The following is a 16,482-nucleotide window of genomic DNA, read 5'->3' on the forward strand; positions in this document are numbered from 1 at the left end:
CGCGCCACGCGCTTATTTTTTTGCCTGCTCGATCTGCGGCAGCAGCGCCGTCAATATGCCCAGCAGCGGCAGGTAGGAACATATCCGGTACACATAGGCGATACCTGACACGTCCGCCAGGTGGCCCATGGCAGCGGCAGCGATGCCGGAGACGCCAAACATCAGGCCAAAGAAAATGCCCGCGATCATGCCCACCTTGCCTGGCACCAGTTCTTGTGCAAAAACAACGATGGCGGAAAATGCGGAGGAAATCACGAAGCCAATAATCACCGTCAATATGGCCGTCCAGAACAGGTCGACATACGGCAACAGCACGGTGAAAGGGGCGGCGCCAAGGATGGAAATCCAGATCACGCGCTTGCGGCCGATGCGGTCGCCGATGGGGCCACCCATGAAGGTGCCGGCCGCTACGGCGGCGAGGAAGAGGAATAGGTAGAGCTGCGCTGCGCCTATGGACAGGTGGAACTTGTCGATCAGGTAAAAGGTGTAATAGCTCGACAGGCTGGCCATGTAAATGTATTTGGAAAACACCAGCAAGGCCAGCACGCCCAGCGCTTGCAGCACCTTGTTGCGCGACAAGTTCAGCCCATGACCACCGGCCTTCGGCTTGAAGCTGGCCAGGTGGCCGCGGTACCAGTGGCTGACCTTGTACAATACGCCGATGGCCAGCACGGCCAGCAGACTGAACCAGGCGATATTGCCCTGGCCACGGCCCACGATGACGGCCGCCGCCAGCAGCGGTCCGAGCGCGGAGCCGACATTGCCGCCCACCTGGAACAGTGACTGCGCAAAGCCATAACGCCCGCCCGATGCCATGCGCGCCACGCGCGACGCTTCCGGGTGGAAGGTCGATGAACCGACGCCGATCAGGCCCGCAGCGATCAGCAGGGTCGGGAAGGTCGAGACGATCGACAGCATCAGCACGCCGGCCAGGGTAAAGCACATGCCAACGGGCAACAGGAAAGGCAAGGGGCGGCGGTCCGTGTACAAGCCGATCCACGGCTGCAGCAACGATGCCGTGCACTGGAACGTCAGGGTTATCAGGCCGACCTGGGTAAAACTGAGTGAAAACTCGGCTTTCAGCATCGGGTAAATCGATGGCAATAATGCCTGGATCAGGTCATTGAGCAAATGCACGAAGGCGACGGCGCCCAGCATGTGCATGGCCAGACCGGATTCTTGTGGGGAGCGATGAAGCGAGGGGACCGCCGGCACGGACTGGGCCAATGCTGGGGCAGGTGTACTTGTATGCATGTATCTTCCGCAATAATCGGGCACAGCGGGCGGCCGGCCAAGAACCCAGTATAGTTTGGTCATCGAACTGATAACTTCCAATAATCGTCGCATAAGTGACAACTGAGTGATAACTGAGTGACAACTGAGAGCGCCACCCAAGGCCCCACATGCATACCCACCACCCCGCCCAGACCCATGCCGATGGCGTGCCGTTCAGCCTCGCTACCAGCTCGCACGATTACCAGCACGTGCCACGGCCCGTGACAGCTATGTCCCGGCAATATGCGGCGGGCGACTATACGGCGCTGCACAGTCATGTGCGCGCGCAACTGCTGTATGCGACACAAGGCGTGATGCGCGTCTCGACCGAGCATGGCGTGTGGATATTGCCACCCCGGCGCGCCCTGCTGATTCCTGTGGGCGTCGTGCATGAAGTCCACATCTTGAGCGAACTGAGCATGCGCACCGTGTACATCGATGCGCAGGTGGCGGCCCCGTATGGCGCCGATTGCAAGGTGCTGGAAGTAAGTCGGCTGCTGCGCGAGCTGATCTTGGCCTTGCTGGCCGAACCGATCGAATATGCGCTGGCGGGGCGCGGCGACTGGCTCGCGCACCTGATTTTGTCGGAACTGACGGCGGCCGCTAGCGTGCCCATCGCCATACCCTGGCCCCGCGACCGCCGCCTGGTGGCCATCTGCTCAGCCATCATGCGCGCCCCCGGCAGCCGGCGCAGCATGGAGGACTGGGCGCAGGATGCAGGCGCCAGTGCGCGCACCCTGATCCGCTTGTTTCCCAAGGAAACGGGCTTGCACTATCGACAATGGCTGCAGCAAGTCCACCTGGCAGAGGCATTCTGCCGCCTCGACCGGGGTGAAGGCGTGGCCGCCATCGCCTATGCGCTGGGCTATGCCAGCCCCAGCGCTTTCAGCGCCATGTTTCGCCGCATCCTGGGGCGCACGCCGCAGCACTATCTGAGCGAGTGGCGCGCTGCTGACTGAGAATGACGCAAGCGTGCATCGCCAATCACGGCGGCGAGGAAGAGGAATAGCTACCACTGCGCTGCGTCTATGAACAGGTGGAACTTGTCGATCATGTAACGGTGAATCAGGATAACATCCAGCTCGCCGCTTGCGCTGGAAATACGCAGCGACGCGTCCATCAGTTCTTCAACAGCAAGTCGGCTTCGGCGATGCTGGGCGCGCCGAAGTGCACGCTGTGCACGCCACCATTGGCATCGCTGCCCATGTACACACCGGCCATGCAGCGCTGCAGCCGGTCGTACAGGATGGTGTAGTGGTGAACGCAATTGTGCGGTTCGCAGACGCGGCTCAGCAGGCGCGCCTTGCCATCGATCTCGATGGACTTGAGCGGGCTGGCCATGCCATCGGCTACCCAGCGCTGCCGCTTCAGGCCGGCCTTTTTCAAAGCCACGTTGGAGGCCGTGCGAAACGCATCATCGGCCTTGTAGAGCTCGACAGAATATGGGCAGGTGTGGCCACCGTCACAGCGTTGCGCTTGCTCCATGAACGGCGGCTTGGGCGTTCGCGCTTGCGCCGGCATGGCGGCCAGCACCACGGCGACGCCCAGGATCAGCGCAGCGCCTGCATGATGCTCGACGGCAGTGCCGGTGTGCGCCGGTGCAACGTCGCCTGCTCATAAGCATACGCCATCGCAATGAGCGGTATGTCGCTGTGGGCAGGGCCAATGAAGGACAAACCCACACGCAAGCTCCCCACCAGGCCAGCGGGCACCGTGATATGCGGCAAGGCGCACGGCGCCTGCGATACGCCATCACATGTGGGCCCCACCAGCGCATCGAGCGCGTGCGAACGCAGCAACGCGGCAATATCGCCTGGCGCGGACGCAGGCGGCGGCTCGATCAGTTCCGCGCCCTGCTCGCGCAGCACCCGCAGTGCCTGCTCGATCACGGCATCGGTCCCGGCACACTGGCCAAACAGACTGCGTGCGACACCAATGCGGCGCCCATGCAAGCCGGCCACATCGAGCATCGTGCCATCGACCAGGCGCTCGCCCGTCAGGGCGGCGAGCAGCCAGGCCGCTTCACGCACGCTCGGTGCCATCGGCCCGGCAGTGGCTGGCTCGCCGCCCTGCCCGCCTGCCGCCCTGCCCGTGGGCTTGATGGCGACCAGGCCACACGTCGATGCGGGCGCGACGGTGGAGCCGTCCGCCGCGCTGTCCACGGCCAGGATGGTCAGGCCGGCCCAGCTGGCACTGGCATACGGCACGCTGACCGCAGCCCATTGGTGCAAATTGCTTTTGCCGATGATGACGGCGCCAGCCGCGCGCAAGCGCGCCGCGACAAAGGAATCGCAGCTGGCACGCGTGGACAGGGGCGCCTGGGTCCGCGTCTTCATGCGGTCGCCGGTGGCAATGTTGTCACGCAGGACGATAGGGATGCCATGCAAAGGACCACGCACCTTTTGCCCCTGCCGCTCGCGATCCATTTCCAGGGCAATTTTCAGCGCATCAGGATTGATTTCAATGCCAGGATGGGCACGCGCACCGGTACTCGACAGCGAGCGGATGCGGGCCAGGTACTGCGACGTCAGCGCATGGGAACTGAGCTTGCCTGCCGTCATCATCTGCTGTTGCGGCAAGACGCCTGCATCGAGCAGATGGGCCATCGGGCTGGCGGGCGCTGTGGCACGGGTCAGTACCGGGCGCGACAGGCGCACCGGCACGGCCGCTGCGATAGCCGGCGCTCCCCGATGTGCGCCGATGCGCACCATATGACTACGCTGCATGGTATCTCCAGGAAACCTCAATGTTTCTAACGCAATAATGTTCTGGGCATAGCATAGCAGTCCTTGCAACATAATTGTTGCCGACAGAAATTATTTTTTAAGCAAAAAAAACGCCGCCCGAAGGCAGCGTTTCTTGGCAGTCAAGCACTGGGACAGGCAGGACCGGTGTTCGTCGGACCCTGCGAGCAGCGCAGCATGACGCTCTATCAGTTGCGTACGACACGCTTGTATTCGTTGGTACGGGTGTCGATTTCGATGACGTCGTCTTGTGCCACGAACAGCGGCACTTGCACGCTATGACGGTGTGCATCGATGGCGTTTTCGATCTTGGCTTCTTTCAGGACGTTGCCCGATGTGTTGCCCTTGACTGCAGGCTCCGAGTACACCACCAGACGGGCGATGGTCGTTGGCAGTTCAACGGAGATGGCTTTGCCGTCATAGAAAATGGCTTCGCATTCCATGCCGTCCTTCAGGTAATGCAGTGCATCGCCCAGGTTTTCTTCTTCGATTTCGTACTGGTTGTACTCGGTGTCCATGAAGACGAACAGCGGGTCGGCGAAGTACGAATACGTCACTGGCTTTTTATCCAGAACAACAACGTCAAACTTGTCGTCGCCGCGGAACACGTTTTCCATCGGGGTGTTCGTCAGAAGATTTTTCATCTTCCATTTGTAGGTGAAGCCCGTGCGGCTCGAACCGTTGACATCAGAACGCAACACGATCATTGGCTTGCTGTCGACCATGATGATATTGCCAACACGAATTTCTTTTGCGGGTTTCATAGGAATGTACGTAAAAAGTGGGGTTGCATGAAGACCATCTGCCGCCTGGGCGCCATCAGCGCCGCAAGCTTGCGTTTGATCGGTTAAAAATACGTTAGAAATAACCGGGCATTTTACCTTAATTTTAAGCAAGCGCCTATCTCGTCGCGCCGGCAAACGCCAGCAAGTTACTTGCCAGATCGCCATTGGACTGCATCTGCCGCTGCCAAGCTTGGGCGCGCGCACTGATGCGCGGCAAGTCGGCTTGCAAGGCCGGCCACAGCTGCGCCCACGACAAGGCGTGCACGCTAGCGCCATTCCAGGCCAGCGCCGCTTGCACCAGGCTGTCGATGGCAGCGTCCGCATCGGCCGCATAGCGCTGCAGGAAGGCACGCAATTTCACATGGTGCAAGTTTTCATCCTGCAGGTAAATATGCCAGAGAAAAGGTCGGCCAGCCCATTGCGCGCGCACGAAAGAATCCTCGCCGCGCACGAAATTGACGTCGCAGGCCCACAGCAAGCGGTCGTAATCGTCTTGCGCCACGAAAGGCAGCACGCGCACGGTGAGCGCGCCACGCGTGCGCGCAGCACCGACTGCCGCAGTACCGTCGCCGATAAACGCTTGAACGGCATCGAACGCGACGCCTTCTGGCACCAGGCACGTCACCGGTTCGCTACCCGCCTGCCACACAGCAAACAGCTCGGCGACCGGGGCGGACGGATAGCAGAATAGCGATACTTTTAGAGCAGACATTTCCGCTGCCGTCACGCCGAACTGCCCCAGGAATGCTGCCATGGCAAGGGCATCGGCCTGGAACGCCAGCCGCTTTTCGTCCAGCCCCGCTTCGCGCAGCAAGCCGCCCGTCTTCCGCGTGAAACCGGGAAAAAAGAAATATTTGATCATGCCATGGCGTGGCGAGGTCAGCGCATGGCAGCCCTCGACCCACTCTTCTGCCGTCAAGCCTTCCAGGTTCAGCCACACGGGATGCGGCGCGCACTGCGCCATGGCGGCGATGTAGCCGGGCGCAATGTCACAGGCAAAGAATTCGATGACGATATCGGCGATATCGTCAGTGGCAAACACGCCATCCTGAGCGCGCCAATGGCGCACCGTCACGCCGCCGGCCTGCTGCACCTCTACCGCCACGTCGATGGCGGGGCAGATGCGCTGGAAGCTCACAAGATCATCAACCCACAAGGTGACAGCCACGCCGTGTTCGCCGCTCAACTGGCGCGCCAGGCGCCAGCAAATACCGATATCACCGTAATTATCGACAACTTTACAGAAGATAGCCAAAGATGGTGCGCGATCGCTAGGTAATGACATGAGCAGGTAAAGGTGATGGAAACAACGTTGAGATGCCGGCAAACAACAAAAAAGCCGCACTGTTACCAGGCGGCTTTTTTGTTGGCTGATTCAGCCGGTCTGGCGTCCCCAAGGGGATTCGAACCCCTGTACTCACCGTGAAAGGGTGATGTCCTAGGCCTCTAGACGATGGGGACAGAAAATCTGTCCTGAATGCGCTACCCTGCATCCCGACCTGTTTACTACGCGAATCTGGCGTCCCCAAGGGGATTCGAACCCCTGTACTCACCGTGAAAGGGTGATGTCCTAGGCCTCTAGACGATGGGGACAGAAATCTGTCCTGAATGCATTACTTCGCATCCTGACCCTGTACAGCAGCAACTGCAGAAAAAAAAGCCTGACTTGTCAGGCCCGTTCAGCACTGCACTCACTTTACAACGACATACTGGCGTCCCCAAGGGGATTCGAACCCCTGTACTCACCGTGAAAGGGTGATGTCCTAGGCCTCTAGACGATGGGGACCTGTGCTGGCTTTACTCTCAGCGGACTCTTCGTTGAAGGCTTTGCTTAAGCCCTCAAAAAAGCGTGCGCGAAGTTTAACACGAAGCGATTCCCAAAATCAACCACTGGGCTTCTTATTTTCCACCTTATTTGCATTCCTCTCTCCCACGGGAGCAGAATGATGGCAAGAAGACATGCAAGGCGGCGGCACGCCAAGCATCTGACTCAGGCCTACCCCAGATCCCCTTCGCGCGATGCGCCGGCAATGAGCAGCATACACATACCCAGCTCGCGCTGCCAGCACGGTAGTGAGGCAGCGCGGCAGCAAGCTGATAACCCCCCCCCCTTACGTGCCATGCAGCGCTCTCACAGCCGGGCAGCTAAGTCCTATTTCCCCCGGGCGAAGAAATCACTGACGCAAATAAAAAAAGCCGCTCAAGGCTAATGCCGTTCAGTTAAGGGTTTTGGCGTGATTGATGAGCGCCAGTAAATTCGCTAACCCCAGAGGCAAAGAGCTGGGGTCGGTCACTCCGTGATCGGAATGTGCTCCATTGAAGCACATTCCCCCGCCGGGTCCGACCCCAATCCTTGTTCTTGGGCTAAAAATAGCATCACTAACACCAACTGAACAGCATTACCGCTCAAGGCGACTTTGGTTATCACGTGTTTTCTGCGCTGTTGGTGGAGGTTGGCGGGAGCCAACCGCTGACCTCTTGCATGCCATGCAAGCGCTCTAACAGCTTAGTCTTATTCCCCTAGGGGTATGGCGGAAAGTGTCGCGGAAATAAAAAAAAGCCGCTCAAGGCGACTTTGATTATCGTGTGTTTTCTGCGCTATTGGTGGAGGTAAGCGGGATCGAACCGCTGACCTCTTGCATGCCATGCAAGCGCTCTCCCAGCTGAGCTATACCCCCCGGGCGCAGAAACACTGCTACTTCGTCACTACCAAAACACCAGACTGAACTGGCGTCCCCAAGGGGATTCGAACCCCTGTACTCACCGTGAAAGGGTGATGTCCTAGGCCTCTAGACGATGGGGACCTCGGTCCTACATTTTCACTTCTGCGCTGTTGGTGGAGGTAAGCGGGATCGAACCGCTGACCTCTTGCATGCCATGCAAGCGCTCTCCCAGCTGAGCTATACCCCCCGGGCGCAGAAATAATAAAAGCCGCACTTGGCGACTTTGTTCCACTACTTGCTTTCCGCCCAGAGCACGTTTTTACGAGCCTGAACTTACAACAATCAGTACAAACAACTGCCACTACTATACCACAACTACCTGGCGTCCCCAAGGGGATTCGAACCCCTGTACTCACCGTGAAAGGGTGATGTCCTAGGCCTCTAGACGATGGGGACCGCGGAACTTCCAAACAACATCTGCACCACTTCAACGACTAACAAAACCTGACTGCGATTTTGCTGCTGGTGGAGGTAAGCGGGATCGAACCGCTGACCTCTTGCATGCCATGCAAGCGCTCTCCCAGCTGAGCTATACCCCCGTTGGTGCAGAAACAAGAGTATAGCAAAGAAGTTTCACTCTGCAAATACCCTTTTTCGTCTATGAACAACTTTTCATCGGGACGGTTTCCGCACACTCTTTTCCGACTATTTGGTCGCGATGTGTACGGCCAGTTTTACAGCCAGTTTGCCAGACGCGCCAGCACAGTCTCGCGGCCGAAGACCACCACTACCTGATCGATGGCCGGCGTCTGCAATTGGCCCGTCAAAATCAAACGCAAAGGCATGGCCAGCAGCGGCATCTTGATGGTGTTGGCAGCCAGCACTTCCTTGACCATGGCGGCCACGGCTTCCTTGCTCCACTCCACCGTAGCGATGCGCTCGGCAAACTGCGCCAGAACGGGCTTGATGGCATCCGTGATGTGCTGCGCCACCAATGCCGCTTCCGGCTGCGGCGCGCGGAAGAACAGCATCGAAGCCGCTGCCAGTTCATTAACCGTGTTGGCGCGTTCTTTCATCATGCCCAGCACTTGCGCCAGGTCCGGCGCGCCGTCGAAGACGGCACCGGCGGCCAGCATTTGCGGGCGCGCGAGGTCGGCCAGGCGGGTGTTGTCGGCTTGCTTGATATAGTGGTTGTTCAACCAGGCGAGTTTTTCATTGTTGAACTGGGCCGCCGATTTCGACAGGTGGTTCAGGTTGAACCACTCGCAGAACTGCTCGGTCGAGAACACTTCATCGTCGCCATGGCTCCAGCCCAGGCGCGCCAGGTAGTTCAGCATCGCTTCGGGCAGGAAGCCCTGCGCCGGGTAATCCATGACGCTGACGGCGCCGTGGCGCTTCGACAGCTTCTCGCCATCCGCTCCCAAAATCATCGGCAGGTGACCATACAGCGGCAGCGGTGCACCGATGGCGCGCAGGATGTTGATTTGGCGCGGGGTGTTGTTGACATGGTCGTCACCGCGAATCACGTGCGTGATCTGCATGTCCCAGTCATCGACGGCCACGCAAAAGTTATACGTCGGCGTGCCGTCCGGGCGGGCGATCACCAGGTCGTCCAGTTCGCGGTTGGAAATCGTGATCGTGCCCTTGACCACATCGTCCCAGGTCACGTCGCCATCGAGCGCATTCTTGAAGCGCACGACGGGCTTGCGGTCCGCTGGCACGGCCGGCAGGGTCTTGCCCGGCTCCGGACGCCAGGTACCGTCATAGCGTGGCTTTTCGCCGGCGGCGCGCATGCGCTCGCGCATCGCCTCGACCTCTTCCGGCGACGAATAGCAATGGTAAGCAGTACCTTCGGCGAGCATCTGCGCCACCACTTCGCGGTAGCGGTCCATGCGCTGCATCTGGTAGAACGGACCTTCGTCATGGTCCAGGCCCAGCCACTTCATGCCTTCGATGATGGCTTGCACGGCTTCCGGCGTGGAACGCTCCAAGTCTGTGTCTTCGATACGCAGCACGAAAGTGCCGCCGAAGTGACGGGCATAAGCCCAGCTGTACAAAGCGGTGCGGGCGCCGCCCAGGTGCAGATAGCCGGTCGGGCTGGGAGCGAAACGGGTGCGGACAGGGGTAGCGATTGTGGTCATCGATGTTATCAGGCTTGAATAAGTAAAACGCCATTTTACTCTGTTGACCGCCGCCACTCCACAAGCGCCGTTACAGTTGCTGCAGCCGCCTTTTCACCTCGCCCGCCTGCGCCTGCAGCGCCTGCTCGAACAGGGCGACCAGTTGCGACAAAGGCCGGTGCAGGGGCTTGACCAGATTCACCGTGAACGGCAGGGACACGGCAAAACGGCGGATCTGCAAGCCCTGCCCCGCATAGTCCAGCGCCGTGAGCGGATTGACGATCGCCAGGCCCACCCCTTCGCGCACCATGGCGCAAACGGAGGCCGCACTATGCGTGTCGAGCGCCATGCGCCGCTCCACGCCGGCCTGCGCGAAGATGGCGTCGATCTGCAGGCGGTAGGGGTCGACGGCGGCCAGGCTGATGAAAGGCAGGCCCGCGAAGTCCGAGGGCGCCAAGGTCGTCTTGCCAGCCAATGGATGGCCGTCGGGCAGCACGCACACTTCATCGACGGACATCAAGGTAGCGAGCGCGGTGCCGGGTGGCGCATTGCCCACTTCCGTCAGGCCGATATCGTGGCGCTGCGCCGACAGCCACTCTTCGAGCAGCGGCGACTCCTGCGGCGTGATGCTGATGCTCACGTTCGGAAAGTCGGCGACGAAGCGCTTGCACGCCTGCGGCAGCAGCGACTGGGAAAACACGGGCAGGCAGGCAATCGACAACTGCCCCTGGTCGAACTGGCGCAGTGCCGCCGCCGTGCTGACGATGCGCTCAAGGCCGAAATACGCGCGCTGCACCTCCTCGAATAACTGCAGCGCCTGGGCGGTCGGGCGCAGCCGCCCCCGCTCGCGCTGGAACAGGATCAAGCCCGTCAAATGTTCAAGGCGCGCCAGCTCGCGGCTGACGGTGGGCTGCGACGTATGCAGCATGGCGGCGGCAGCCGTCACGCTGCCCGTCGTCATGATGGCGCGGAAGACCTCGATATGGCGCAAGGAGATAGTCATGCCCATATCATAAATGAATAAGGCAGGCTCAAATGGATATTTTATATTCGAAGCGTCATCAGCCATCATGCCGTCATATCCTCTTTTACCGAAAGCACACGATGCAGCCCGTCAACGACCAGACCCTCGCCCAACTCGCCCAGCAACACGGCACGCCGCTATGGGTGTATGACGCGGCCACCATCCGCGCGCGCGTCGCCCAGCTGGCACAGTTCGACACCGTGCGCTTCGCGCAAAAAGCCAATTCGAACATCCACCTGCTCACATTGATGCGCGAAGCGGGCGTGCACGTCGACGCCGTGTCGCTGGGCGAAATCGAACGCGCGCTGCAGGCAGGCTTTACGCCCGCACAAACGAATGGCGCCGCCGGCGTGGTGTTCACCTGTGATCTGTTCGACCGCGCTACCCTGGCGCGCGTGGCGGCGGCGAAGATCGAAGTCAATTGCGGCTCGGTCGACATGCTGCGCCAGTTGGGCCCAGTCTCGCCCGGCCACCGCGTCTGGCTGCGCATCAATCCCGGCTATGGCCATGGCCACAGCAACAAGACCAATACGGGTGGCGAAAACAGCAAGCACGGCATCTGGCACGAAGAGCTGCCAGAGGCGCTGGCCGTCATCCGCGCCCATGGATTGCACCTGGTGGGCCTGCACATGCACATCGGCTCGGGCGTCGACTACAGCCACCTGGAAACCGTCTGCGGCACCATGGTCGACCTGGTGAAAAACATGGGCCACGACCTGGAAGCCATTTCCACGGGCGGCGGCCTGTCCGTGCCTTACCGCGAAGGCGAGCAGCCGGTCGACACGGGCCACTACTTCCAGCTGTGGGATGCGGCGCGCAAGCAGATCGAGGCGCACCTGGGCCACGCCGTGCACCTGGAAATCGAACCGGGCCGCTTCCTGGTAGCCGATGCGGGCCTGCTGCTGGCCGAAGTGCGCGCCACCAAGCAAATGGGCGGCAATCACTTCACCTTGTTAGATACGGGCTTCAATGAATTGATGCGCCCCGCCATGTACGGCAGCTACCATGAAATGTCGGTGATTGCGCATGACGGGCGCACCCTGGACGCCAGCGCGGCATGCGCCACCGTCGTCGGCGGCCCCCTGTGTGAATCGGGCGACGTGTTTACCCAGCGCGATGGCGGCGTGGTGGAAACGCGTTTGCTGCCAGCAGCGCAGGTGGGCGACTACGTCGTCTTCGAAGGTGCCGGCGCGTATGGCGCGTCAATGTCGTCAAACTACAACAGCCGCCCGCATGCAGCCGAATACCTGGTCGATGGCGCGGATGGGCAACACCCGTCGCGGCTGATCCGCCGCCGCCAGACGGTGGCCGAGCTGATCGCCCTGGAACAGTTCTAAGCGGTTTGCGATACTCGCCCCGTGCGGGCATGCGCATCTGCCAACATCGGGGCAACGCATCGACAACACCAGCGCGGCCGGGCAATACCTGCAGGCGCTGCGCACCTCCCCCTTCGTCAGGCAGATGATGGAGCGCACCTTGCCGTTTGCACGCGGGCCTTTGCCGACCTGACACAAAAGGGCGTGGCTGTGCGCATCCTGAGCAATGCGCTGGAAGCGAGCGACGTGGCGGCCGTGCATGCGGGCTATGCGAAATGGCGCAAAGCGCTGCTGTAAACTGTTGTGCCAACACTGTTGTCGGATTACGCGGGGCTTTGCCCCGCTAATCCGACCTACGCTCTTCGCAAGGTCATCGTGGGTCGGGTTAGCGCAAAGCGCGTAACCCGACAAGCACGTAGCCCCCTCTTTTACCGCACCACCTCCGTCAACACCCGCCCTTCCGACGCGGACGGCTGGCGTATGCGCAGCAGATGGGCCAGGGTCGGCGCAATATCGACCACTTCCGCGTACTGGCCATAGGCGCCCGGCTTGATCCAGCGCGGGCCCAATACCATCAGCGGCACGTTGGTATCATAGGTGTACGGCGTGCCGTGCGAGGTGCCGCCTGCGCCCTTGCCGAAGTACCAGGCCGGCTTTGTCACCAGCATCAGGTCGCCCGACAACTGGCGGTTCCAGGCACGGCGCATCAGGGTATCCATGCGCGTGGCCACAGCTCCCGTTTCCATCTGCGTGCGCGTGTAGACTTGCGCCAAGCCGTCCTGCTGCAGCAGGAAGCGGGCCGCCGCATCTTCCAGGGCAGCGCGCTCGATACCGCTCTTTTCGGCCAGCGCGTAATCGAGGTAGATATTCGGCAGCGACGACGTCGTCACCAGCTTGTCCACGCCCAAGGTCGTAGCCAAGTGCTGGTTCAATGCCGGCACCAGCTTGTCGCCGTCGATGCGCTTGGCGGAAAAACCACCACGCGCTTCCGTGAATTCAGGCACATTGGCAAATCCATGGTCAGCCGTCAGCACCACCAGCACGTTGTCCATGCCGACTTTTTTATCCAGGTCGGCAAAGAAGCGAGCCAACATGCGGTCCAGGCGCTGCAGGTGGTCGTGCGACATCTTGCTTTCCGGGCCGTAGGCATGGTTCACATAGTCGTGCGCGGACAAGCTTACGCCCAGGATATCGGGCACGCCGGCCGGATTGCGCCCCAGGTTCTCGCCGTCGACAGCCGCGCGCGCGAATTCCAGGGTCAATTCATCGAGGAAGGGACCGGACTTCAAACGGCTGTAGTACTCGCCATCGAGCTTGCCGCTGTCGCTGTAGTAGGCGAACGGGAAGGTGTTGCGGGTGCCGGGCTTGGCCGGCACCAGGTCATCACGCGCGTCGCGCGCATAGGCAGAATCGGCCAGCAGCGGCGTCCAGCTCTTGCCATAGTAACGATCCTGCGGCTTGGCCGCCTGGTAGCGCTGTACCCATTGCGGATGCTGCTGCATGTAATAGCTACTGCTGGCGAAATTGCCCGTCTTTTCCATATACATATAGGCCGTGCCCGTTTTCCCGGCCAGCAGGATAGCGCCACGGTCCTTGCCCGACACGCTGATGACCTTGGCCTTGTCGCCCGTGGCATAGCGCAACTCGTCGCCCAGCGTACTCACGCGCAGCTTGGTCGGCGCGGTGCCATCGTCCGGCTTGGTCTCTTCGCCGATGTAATGGAAATTGCCATCCTCGGTGCAGTACACGGATTTTTTCGTGACGGGATCGATCCAGTTATTGCCGATCACCCCGTGCTGGTAAGGATAGGCACCCGACAGCACGGCCGAGTGGCCGATGGCGGTAACCGTGATGCCATGGGCCTGGTGCGCATCACTGAACCACGCGCCTTGCTCGAGCAGACGACGAAAACCACCTTGGCCGAACTGCTCGTGGTAGCGCGTCAACTGCTCTTGCGGCAGGCCGTCCACCACCAGCACCACCACCAGCTTGGGTTGTGCGCCAACCTTTTGTGGCGCGGGCGCGGCATGTGCGGACAATGCCAGCAGTAACAAGGCAGGCATTATCTTGCGTGTAAGAGAAATCATGAGTGTCATGGAGTCGTGTAGATAGCTGATTGATGTGCGCGGCAATCACACCGCGGCCAGCCCGGCAGCGTACCCACACAACATGACAAGAGCATGACGGCGCACACCGGGACCGCTGCCATCCTCGTTCAAGCTTGCTTAAAAGTCAAACACTGCCTTCACAACGGCCACCCGCGGGTCGCCCAGCGGCAGCACGTTGGCGTTCAGCACGCCCGCGTAGTACTCCTTGTCGAACAGGTTTTTCACATTCAGGCTGACCCGGTAGCCGCGCCCTTGATAAGCCAGACTGACGTCGGCCACGGTATAGCCGGACACCGTGTAATCGACGGCTGGTCCGGTCTTGCTCGCGTCATGGCGCATGCCCAGGCCGGCCGTCCAGCCGCCCAGCACGCCGCCGCGGAAGCGATAGTTGGCCCACACACTGGCGCTTTGGCGCGGCGTATTGAGCAGGCGGCGGCCCGCCATGCCGCCATTGTCTTCGGTCACGCGGGCGTCGAGCACGGTCATCGCGCCCTGCACGTGCCAGCCATTGCGCAGGTCCGCACTGACTTCAGCCTCGAAACCGCGCGTGCGCTGCTCGCCCGTCTGCACCTGGGCGCTCGACAAGATGGCGATATGGGCCGGATCCGGGTCGGCCGTGGTGACGTTGGTGCGCGTCAGGTCATAGATGGCCATGGCGCCGTTGATGCGCCCGCCGGCAAACTGAAACTTGCTGCCCACTTCCGTCTGGCGCCCTTCTTCGGGCTTGAACTGCACGCTGAAAAAGTTGCTGCCGCTGACAGGCAAGAAGGAAGTGGCGTAGCTGACATAAGGGATGATATTCGGCGTCAATACATATGACAGCGCCGCATTGCCGGTGGTCGACGCGGTATCTTGGCGCTGCGTGACATTGGTCAGGCCGTTGAGCTCGCGGTTGCGCGCGCGGTCGTGGCGCACGGCCAGATTCAGGCGCCACTGCTGGTTCAATGTGATCTGGTCACGCAGGTATAAGCCGCTCGACGATACCGTAGTATTGGTCAGGCGGTTGGCCGGCGGGCATGTGACAGCCATGTTGTAGACCGGATTCAGCACATTCAGGGCGCCGATGCGGCACGCCTGGTTGGCATAGCGCACGCGGTCGTGATTGAGGTCGAGGCCAGCCAGTACTTTGTGTTGCATGCCGCCAAACGCAAACGTGCGCGAGGCATTGGTGTCCAAAGCGCGGTTGTTGCCATCGACATCTTGCAATTGGGCCGCGCGGCTTAGCAGCAACTCGTTGACGGACAAGCCGGACAGCGGCACAAAGCGGCCATCCATCGACATGCTCTGCCAGCGGAAGTTCTGCGCCACTGTCCAGCCATTCTCGAACCTGTGCGCCAGGCTGTAGCCGACTTGTTTTTGCGAGGAGTCATAAGGGCCGAAACCGGGCTCGCCATAGAATTGATCGCGCTTGAGCGGGCCATTGCGATTCGGCAGCAAAGTTCCCTTGAGCGGCGCGCCCTGGGTGCGCAGGTATTCGCGGCGCGTATAGGAACTGAGAATGGTGAAGTCGGTGCTGGCGCCCAAGTCCAGCGACAGCGATGGCGCCAGGTACTGACTCTTGAACCAGACCTGGTCGGTCTGGTCGTCGGTGTCGGACCACAGGCCGTTGATGCGCCATGCCGCCTTGCCACTGTCGCTCAAGGGCCGGCCCAAGTCAAAAGTAGCCTGCTTGTAGTTGTAGCTGCCGACGGCGAAGCCGGCCTGGTTGAAGCCTTCGGCGCGCGGACGCTTGCTGACCATATTGACCATACCACCGGGCTGCACCAGGCCGAAATTGATCGAAGCCGGGCCTTTGAGGATGTCGATTGACTCTACGCCGAACACCTCCTGTGCCACATAGTTAGACTGGTTCAGCTTCAGACCGTCCACGTAAATCGACTCCGAAGCGCGCTGGCCGCGGATAGAGAAGTCATCCCAGCCACGCTTGCCCCAGGTGCCCGATGACACGCCGGCCGAACTCTGGATCGCTTCGTTGAGGGTAGTGACCTGGCGCGAATCGAGCAAGTCGCGCGTCAGCACCGAAATCGACTGCGCCGTCTCGAACAGTGACAAGTCAGACTTGGTGGTGCTGGCGCTAGCGCGCAAGGCGCCAAAGCCCGCACTGTCGTCGCGGCTGCTGGCCACGTGCACACTCACGATGGCGTCAGGCGCGGCATCAGCGTTCGCCGCGACAGCCGCGCTGCCGTCGGCCAGGGCCGGATTGCAGAGCAAGGTGGAAGAAATAGTCAGGCACAGCAGGCGCGCGGCAAAGGCGATGCGACGGGGTGTAGGCAGGAATATCATGGAGCATCTTCACCTAGTTGAGAATGATTCTTATTATTATATGTAAATTCTGGTAAAGATGCCATGGTGATCTTGTTTTACGCGCCGTTTTCCAGCCTTGGCCAGGGTTGCATGTCGGCACAGGCAAAAAAAATGCCGCGCATGGCGGCGCGGCATTGTCATGC

At 60.8% G+C, this 16,482-nt stretch carries 11 protein-coding genes and 8 tRNA genes; 2 read left to right on the forward strand and 17 right to left on the reverse strand.

Going from position 1 to position 16,482, the window contains the following annotated elements; translation table 11 throughout:
• Window positions 1–12: 12 nt before the first annotated feature.
• Complete coding sequence (locus ACQ4V8_RS15415) at window positions 13–1,254, reverse strand: MFS transporter (protein WP_029496293.1); 1,242 nt, start codon at window positions 1,252–1,254, stop codon at window positions 13–15.
• 149 nt (window positions 1,255–1,403) lie between these two features.
• Between ACQ4V8_RS15415 and ACQ4V8_RS15420 the strand changes: the two genes are divergently transcribed.
• Window positions 1,404–2,234: an AraC family transcriptional regulator gene (locus ACQ4V8_RS15420; RefSeq protein ID WP_196856809.1), complete on the forward strand. Its 831-nt coding sequence runs from the start codon at window positions 1,404–1,406 to the stop codon at window positions 2,232–2,234.
• Between the two features lie 160 nt (window positions 2,235–2,394).
• Here ACQ4V8_RS15420 and ACQ4V8_RS15425 read toward each other — a convergent pair whose 3' ends face one another.
• The 14 genes from ACQ4V8_RS15425 to ACQ4V8_RS15490 all read right to left on the reverse strand — a co-directional run bounded on the left by ACQ4V8_RS15425 (window position 2,395) and on the right by ACQ4V8_RS15490 (window position 10,590).
• The gene (locus ACQ4V8_RS15425; protein ID WP_436571763.1) at window positions 2,395–2,760 is read right to left on the reverse strand and encodes an Ivy family c-type lysozyme inhibitor; all 366 of its coding nucleotides are present in this window, start codon (window positions 2,758–2,760) and stop codon (window positions 2,395–2,397) included.
• Window positions 2,761–2,825: 65 nt separating this feature from the next.
• The gene (locus ACQ4V8_RS15430) at window positions 2,826–4,001 is read right to left on the reverse strand and encodes an amidase family protein (RefSeq protein WP_436571764.1); all 1,176 of its coding nucleotides are present in this window, start codon (window positions 3,999–4,001) and stop codon (window positions 2,826–2,828) included.
• A gap of 206 nt (window positions 4,002–4,207) precedes the next feature.
• Window positions 4,208–4,783, reverse strand: coding sequence for an elongation factor P (locus ACQ4V8_RS15435; protein WP_010396714.1), 576 nt, complete (start codon window positions 4,781–4,783; stop codon window positions 4,208–4,210).
• Between the two features lie 136 nt (window positions 4,784–4,919).
• Window positions 4,920–6,089, reverse strand: coding sequence for an elongation factor P maturation arginine rhamnosyltransferase EarP (gene earP / locus ACQ4V8_RS15440; RefSeq protein WP_029496292.1), 1,170 nt, complete (start codon window positions 6,087–6,089; stop codon window positions 4,920–4,922).
• A 100-nt stretch (window positions 6,090–6,189) separates the two neighbouring features.
• Window positions 6,190–6,265: transfer RNA gene (locus tag ACQ4V8_RS15445), tRNA-Glu, on the reverse strand.
• A 56-nt stretch (window positions 6,266–6,321) separates the two neighbouring features.
• A tRNA-Glu gene (locus ACQ4V8_RS15450) sits at window positions 6,322–6,397 on the reverse strand.
• 117 nt (window positions 6,398–6,514) lie between these two features.
• Window positions 6,515–6,590, reverse strand: a tRNA-Glu gene (locus tag ACQ4V8_RS15455).
• 816 nt (window positions 6,591–7,406) lie between these two features.
• Window positions 7,407–7,482, reverse strand: a tRNA-Ala gene (locus tag ACQ4V8_RS15460).
• A gap of 50 nt (window positions 7,483–7,532) precedes the next feature.
• Window positions 7,533–7,608, reverse strand: a tRNA-Glu gene (locus ACQ4V8_RS15465).
• 30 nt (window positions 7,609–7,638) lie between these two features.
• Window positions 7,639–7,714, reverse strand: a tRNA-Ala gene (locus ACQ4V8_RS15470).
• Between the two features lie 133 nt (window positions 7,715–7,847).
• Window positions 7,848–7,923: transfer RNA gene (locus ACQ4V8_RS15475), tRNA-Glu, on the reverse strand.
• 67 nt (window positions 7,924–7,990) lie between these two features.
• Window positions 7,991–8,066, reverse strand: a tRNA-Ala gene (locus ACQ4V8_RS15480).
• Between the two features lie 135 nt (window positions 8,067–8,201).
• Entirely contained in the window at window positions 8,202–9,608 is a 1,407-nt protein-coding gene (gene gltX / locus ACQ4V8_RS15485; protein WP_010396708.1) for a glutamate--tRNA ligase, read from the reverse strand.
• 70 nt (window positions 9,609–9,678) lie between these two features.
• Window positions 9,679–10,590 (reverse strand): LysR family transcriptional regulator, encoded by a 912-nt coding sequence (locus tag ACQ4V8_RS15490; protein WP_070347052.1) that lies wholly within the window; start codon window positions 10,588–10,590, stop codon window positions 9,679–9,681.
• 101 nt (window positions 10,591–10,691) lie between these two features.
• Between ACQ4V8_RS15490 and lysA the strand changes: the two genes are divergently transcribed.
• Window positions 10,692–11,948, forward strand: a complete 1,257-nt coding sequence (gene lysA, locus ACQ4V8_RS15495) for a diaminopimelate decarboxylase (protein ID WP_436571765.1) — start codon at window positions 10,692–10,694, stop codon at window positions 11,946–11,948.
• A gap of 407 nt (window positions 11,949–12,355) precedes the next feature.
• On the opposite strand, the gene ACQ4V8_RS15500 is transcribed toward lysA, so the two are convergent.
• Both ACQ4V8_RS15500 and ACQ4V8_RS15505 read right to left on the reverse strand, forming a co-directional pair.
• On the reverse strand, window positions 12,356–13,990 hold the full coding sequence (locus tag ACQ4V8_RS15500; RefSeq protein ID WP_261981085.1) for an alkaline phosphatase family protein: 1,635 nt from the start codon (window positions 13,988–13,990) through the stop codon (window positions 12,356–12,358).
• A 162-nt stretch (window positions 13,991–14,152) separates the two neighbouring features.
• Window positions 14,153–16,318 carry a TonB-dependent siderophore receptor gene (locus ACQ4V8_RS15505; protein WP_010396693.1) on the reverse strand — a complete coding sequence of 722 codons (2,166 nt, stop codon included), beginning with the start codon at window positions 16,316–16,318 and terminating at the stop codon, window positions 14,153–14,155.
• Between the last annotated feature and the right edge of the window lie 164 nt (window positions 16,319–16,482).

The organism is Janthinobacterium paucivorans (assembly GCF_051380805.1).
Lineage (GTDB): Bacteria > Pseudomonadota > Gammaproteobacteria > Burkholderiales > Burkholderiaceae_D > Janthinobacterium > Janthinobacterium lividum_D.

Coding starts and splice junctions, on each gene's coding strand:
- ACQ4V8_RS15415 (WP_029496293.1), bottom strand. CDS start 1,254: ATGCATACAAGTACACCTGCCCCAGCATTGGCCCAGTCCGTGCCGGCG.
- ACQ4V8_RS15420 (WP_196856809.1), top strand. CDS start 1,404: ATGCATACCCACCACCCCGCCCAGACCCATGCCGATGGCGTGCCGTTC.
- ACQ4V8_RS15425 (WP_436571763.1), bottom strand. CDS start 2,760: ATGGAGCAAGCGCAACGCTGTGACGGTGGCCACACCTGCCCATATTCT.
- ACQ4V8_RS15430 (WP_436571764.1), bottom strand. CDS start 4,001: ATGCAGCGTAGTCATATGGTGCGCATCGGCGCACATCGGGGAGCGCCG.
- ACQ4V8_RS15435 (WP_010396714.1), bottom strand. CDS start 4,783: ATGAAACCCGCAAAAGAAATTCGTGTTGGCAATATCATCATGGTCGAC.
- earP (WP_029496292.1), bottom strand. CDS start 6,089: ATGTCATTACCTAGCGATCGCGCACCATCTTTGGCTATCTTCTGTAAA.
- gltX (WP_010396708.1), bottom strand. CDS start 9,608: ATGACCACAATCGCTACCCCTGTCCGCACCCGTTTCGCTCCCAGCCCG.
- ACQ4V8_RS15490 (WP_070347052.1), bottom strand. CDS start 10,590: ATGACTATCTCCTTGCGCCATATCGAGGTCTTCCGCGCCATCATGACG.
- lysA (WP_436571765.1), top strand. CDS start 10,692: ATGCAGCCCGTCAACGACCAGACCCTCGCCCAACTCGCCCAGCAACAC.
- ACQ4V8_RS15500 (WP_261981085.1), bottom strand. CDS start 13,990: ATGCCTGCCTTGTTACTGCTGGCATTGTCCGCACATGCCGCGCCCGCG.
- ACQ4V8_RS15505 (WP_010396693.1), bottom strand. CDS start 16,318: ATGATATTCCTGCCTACACCCCGTCGCATCGCCTTTGCCGCGCGCCTG.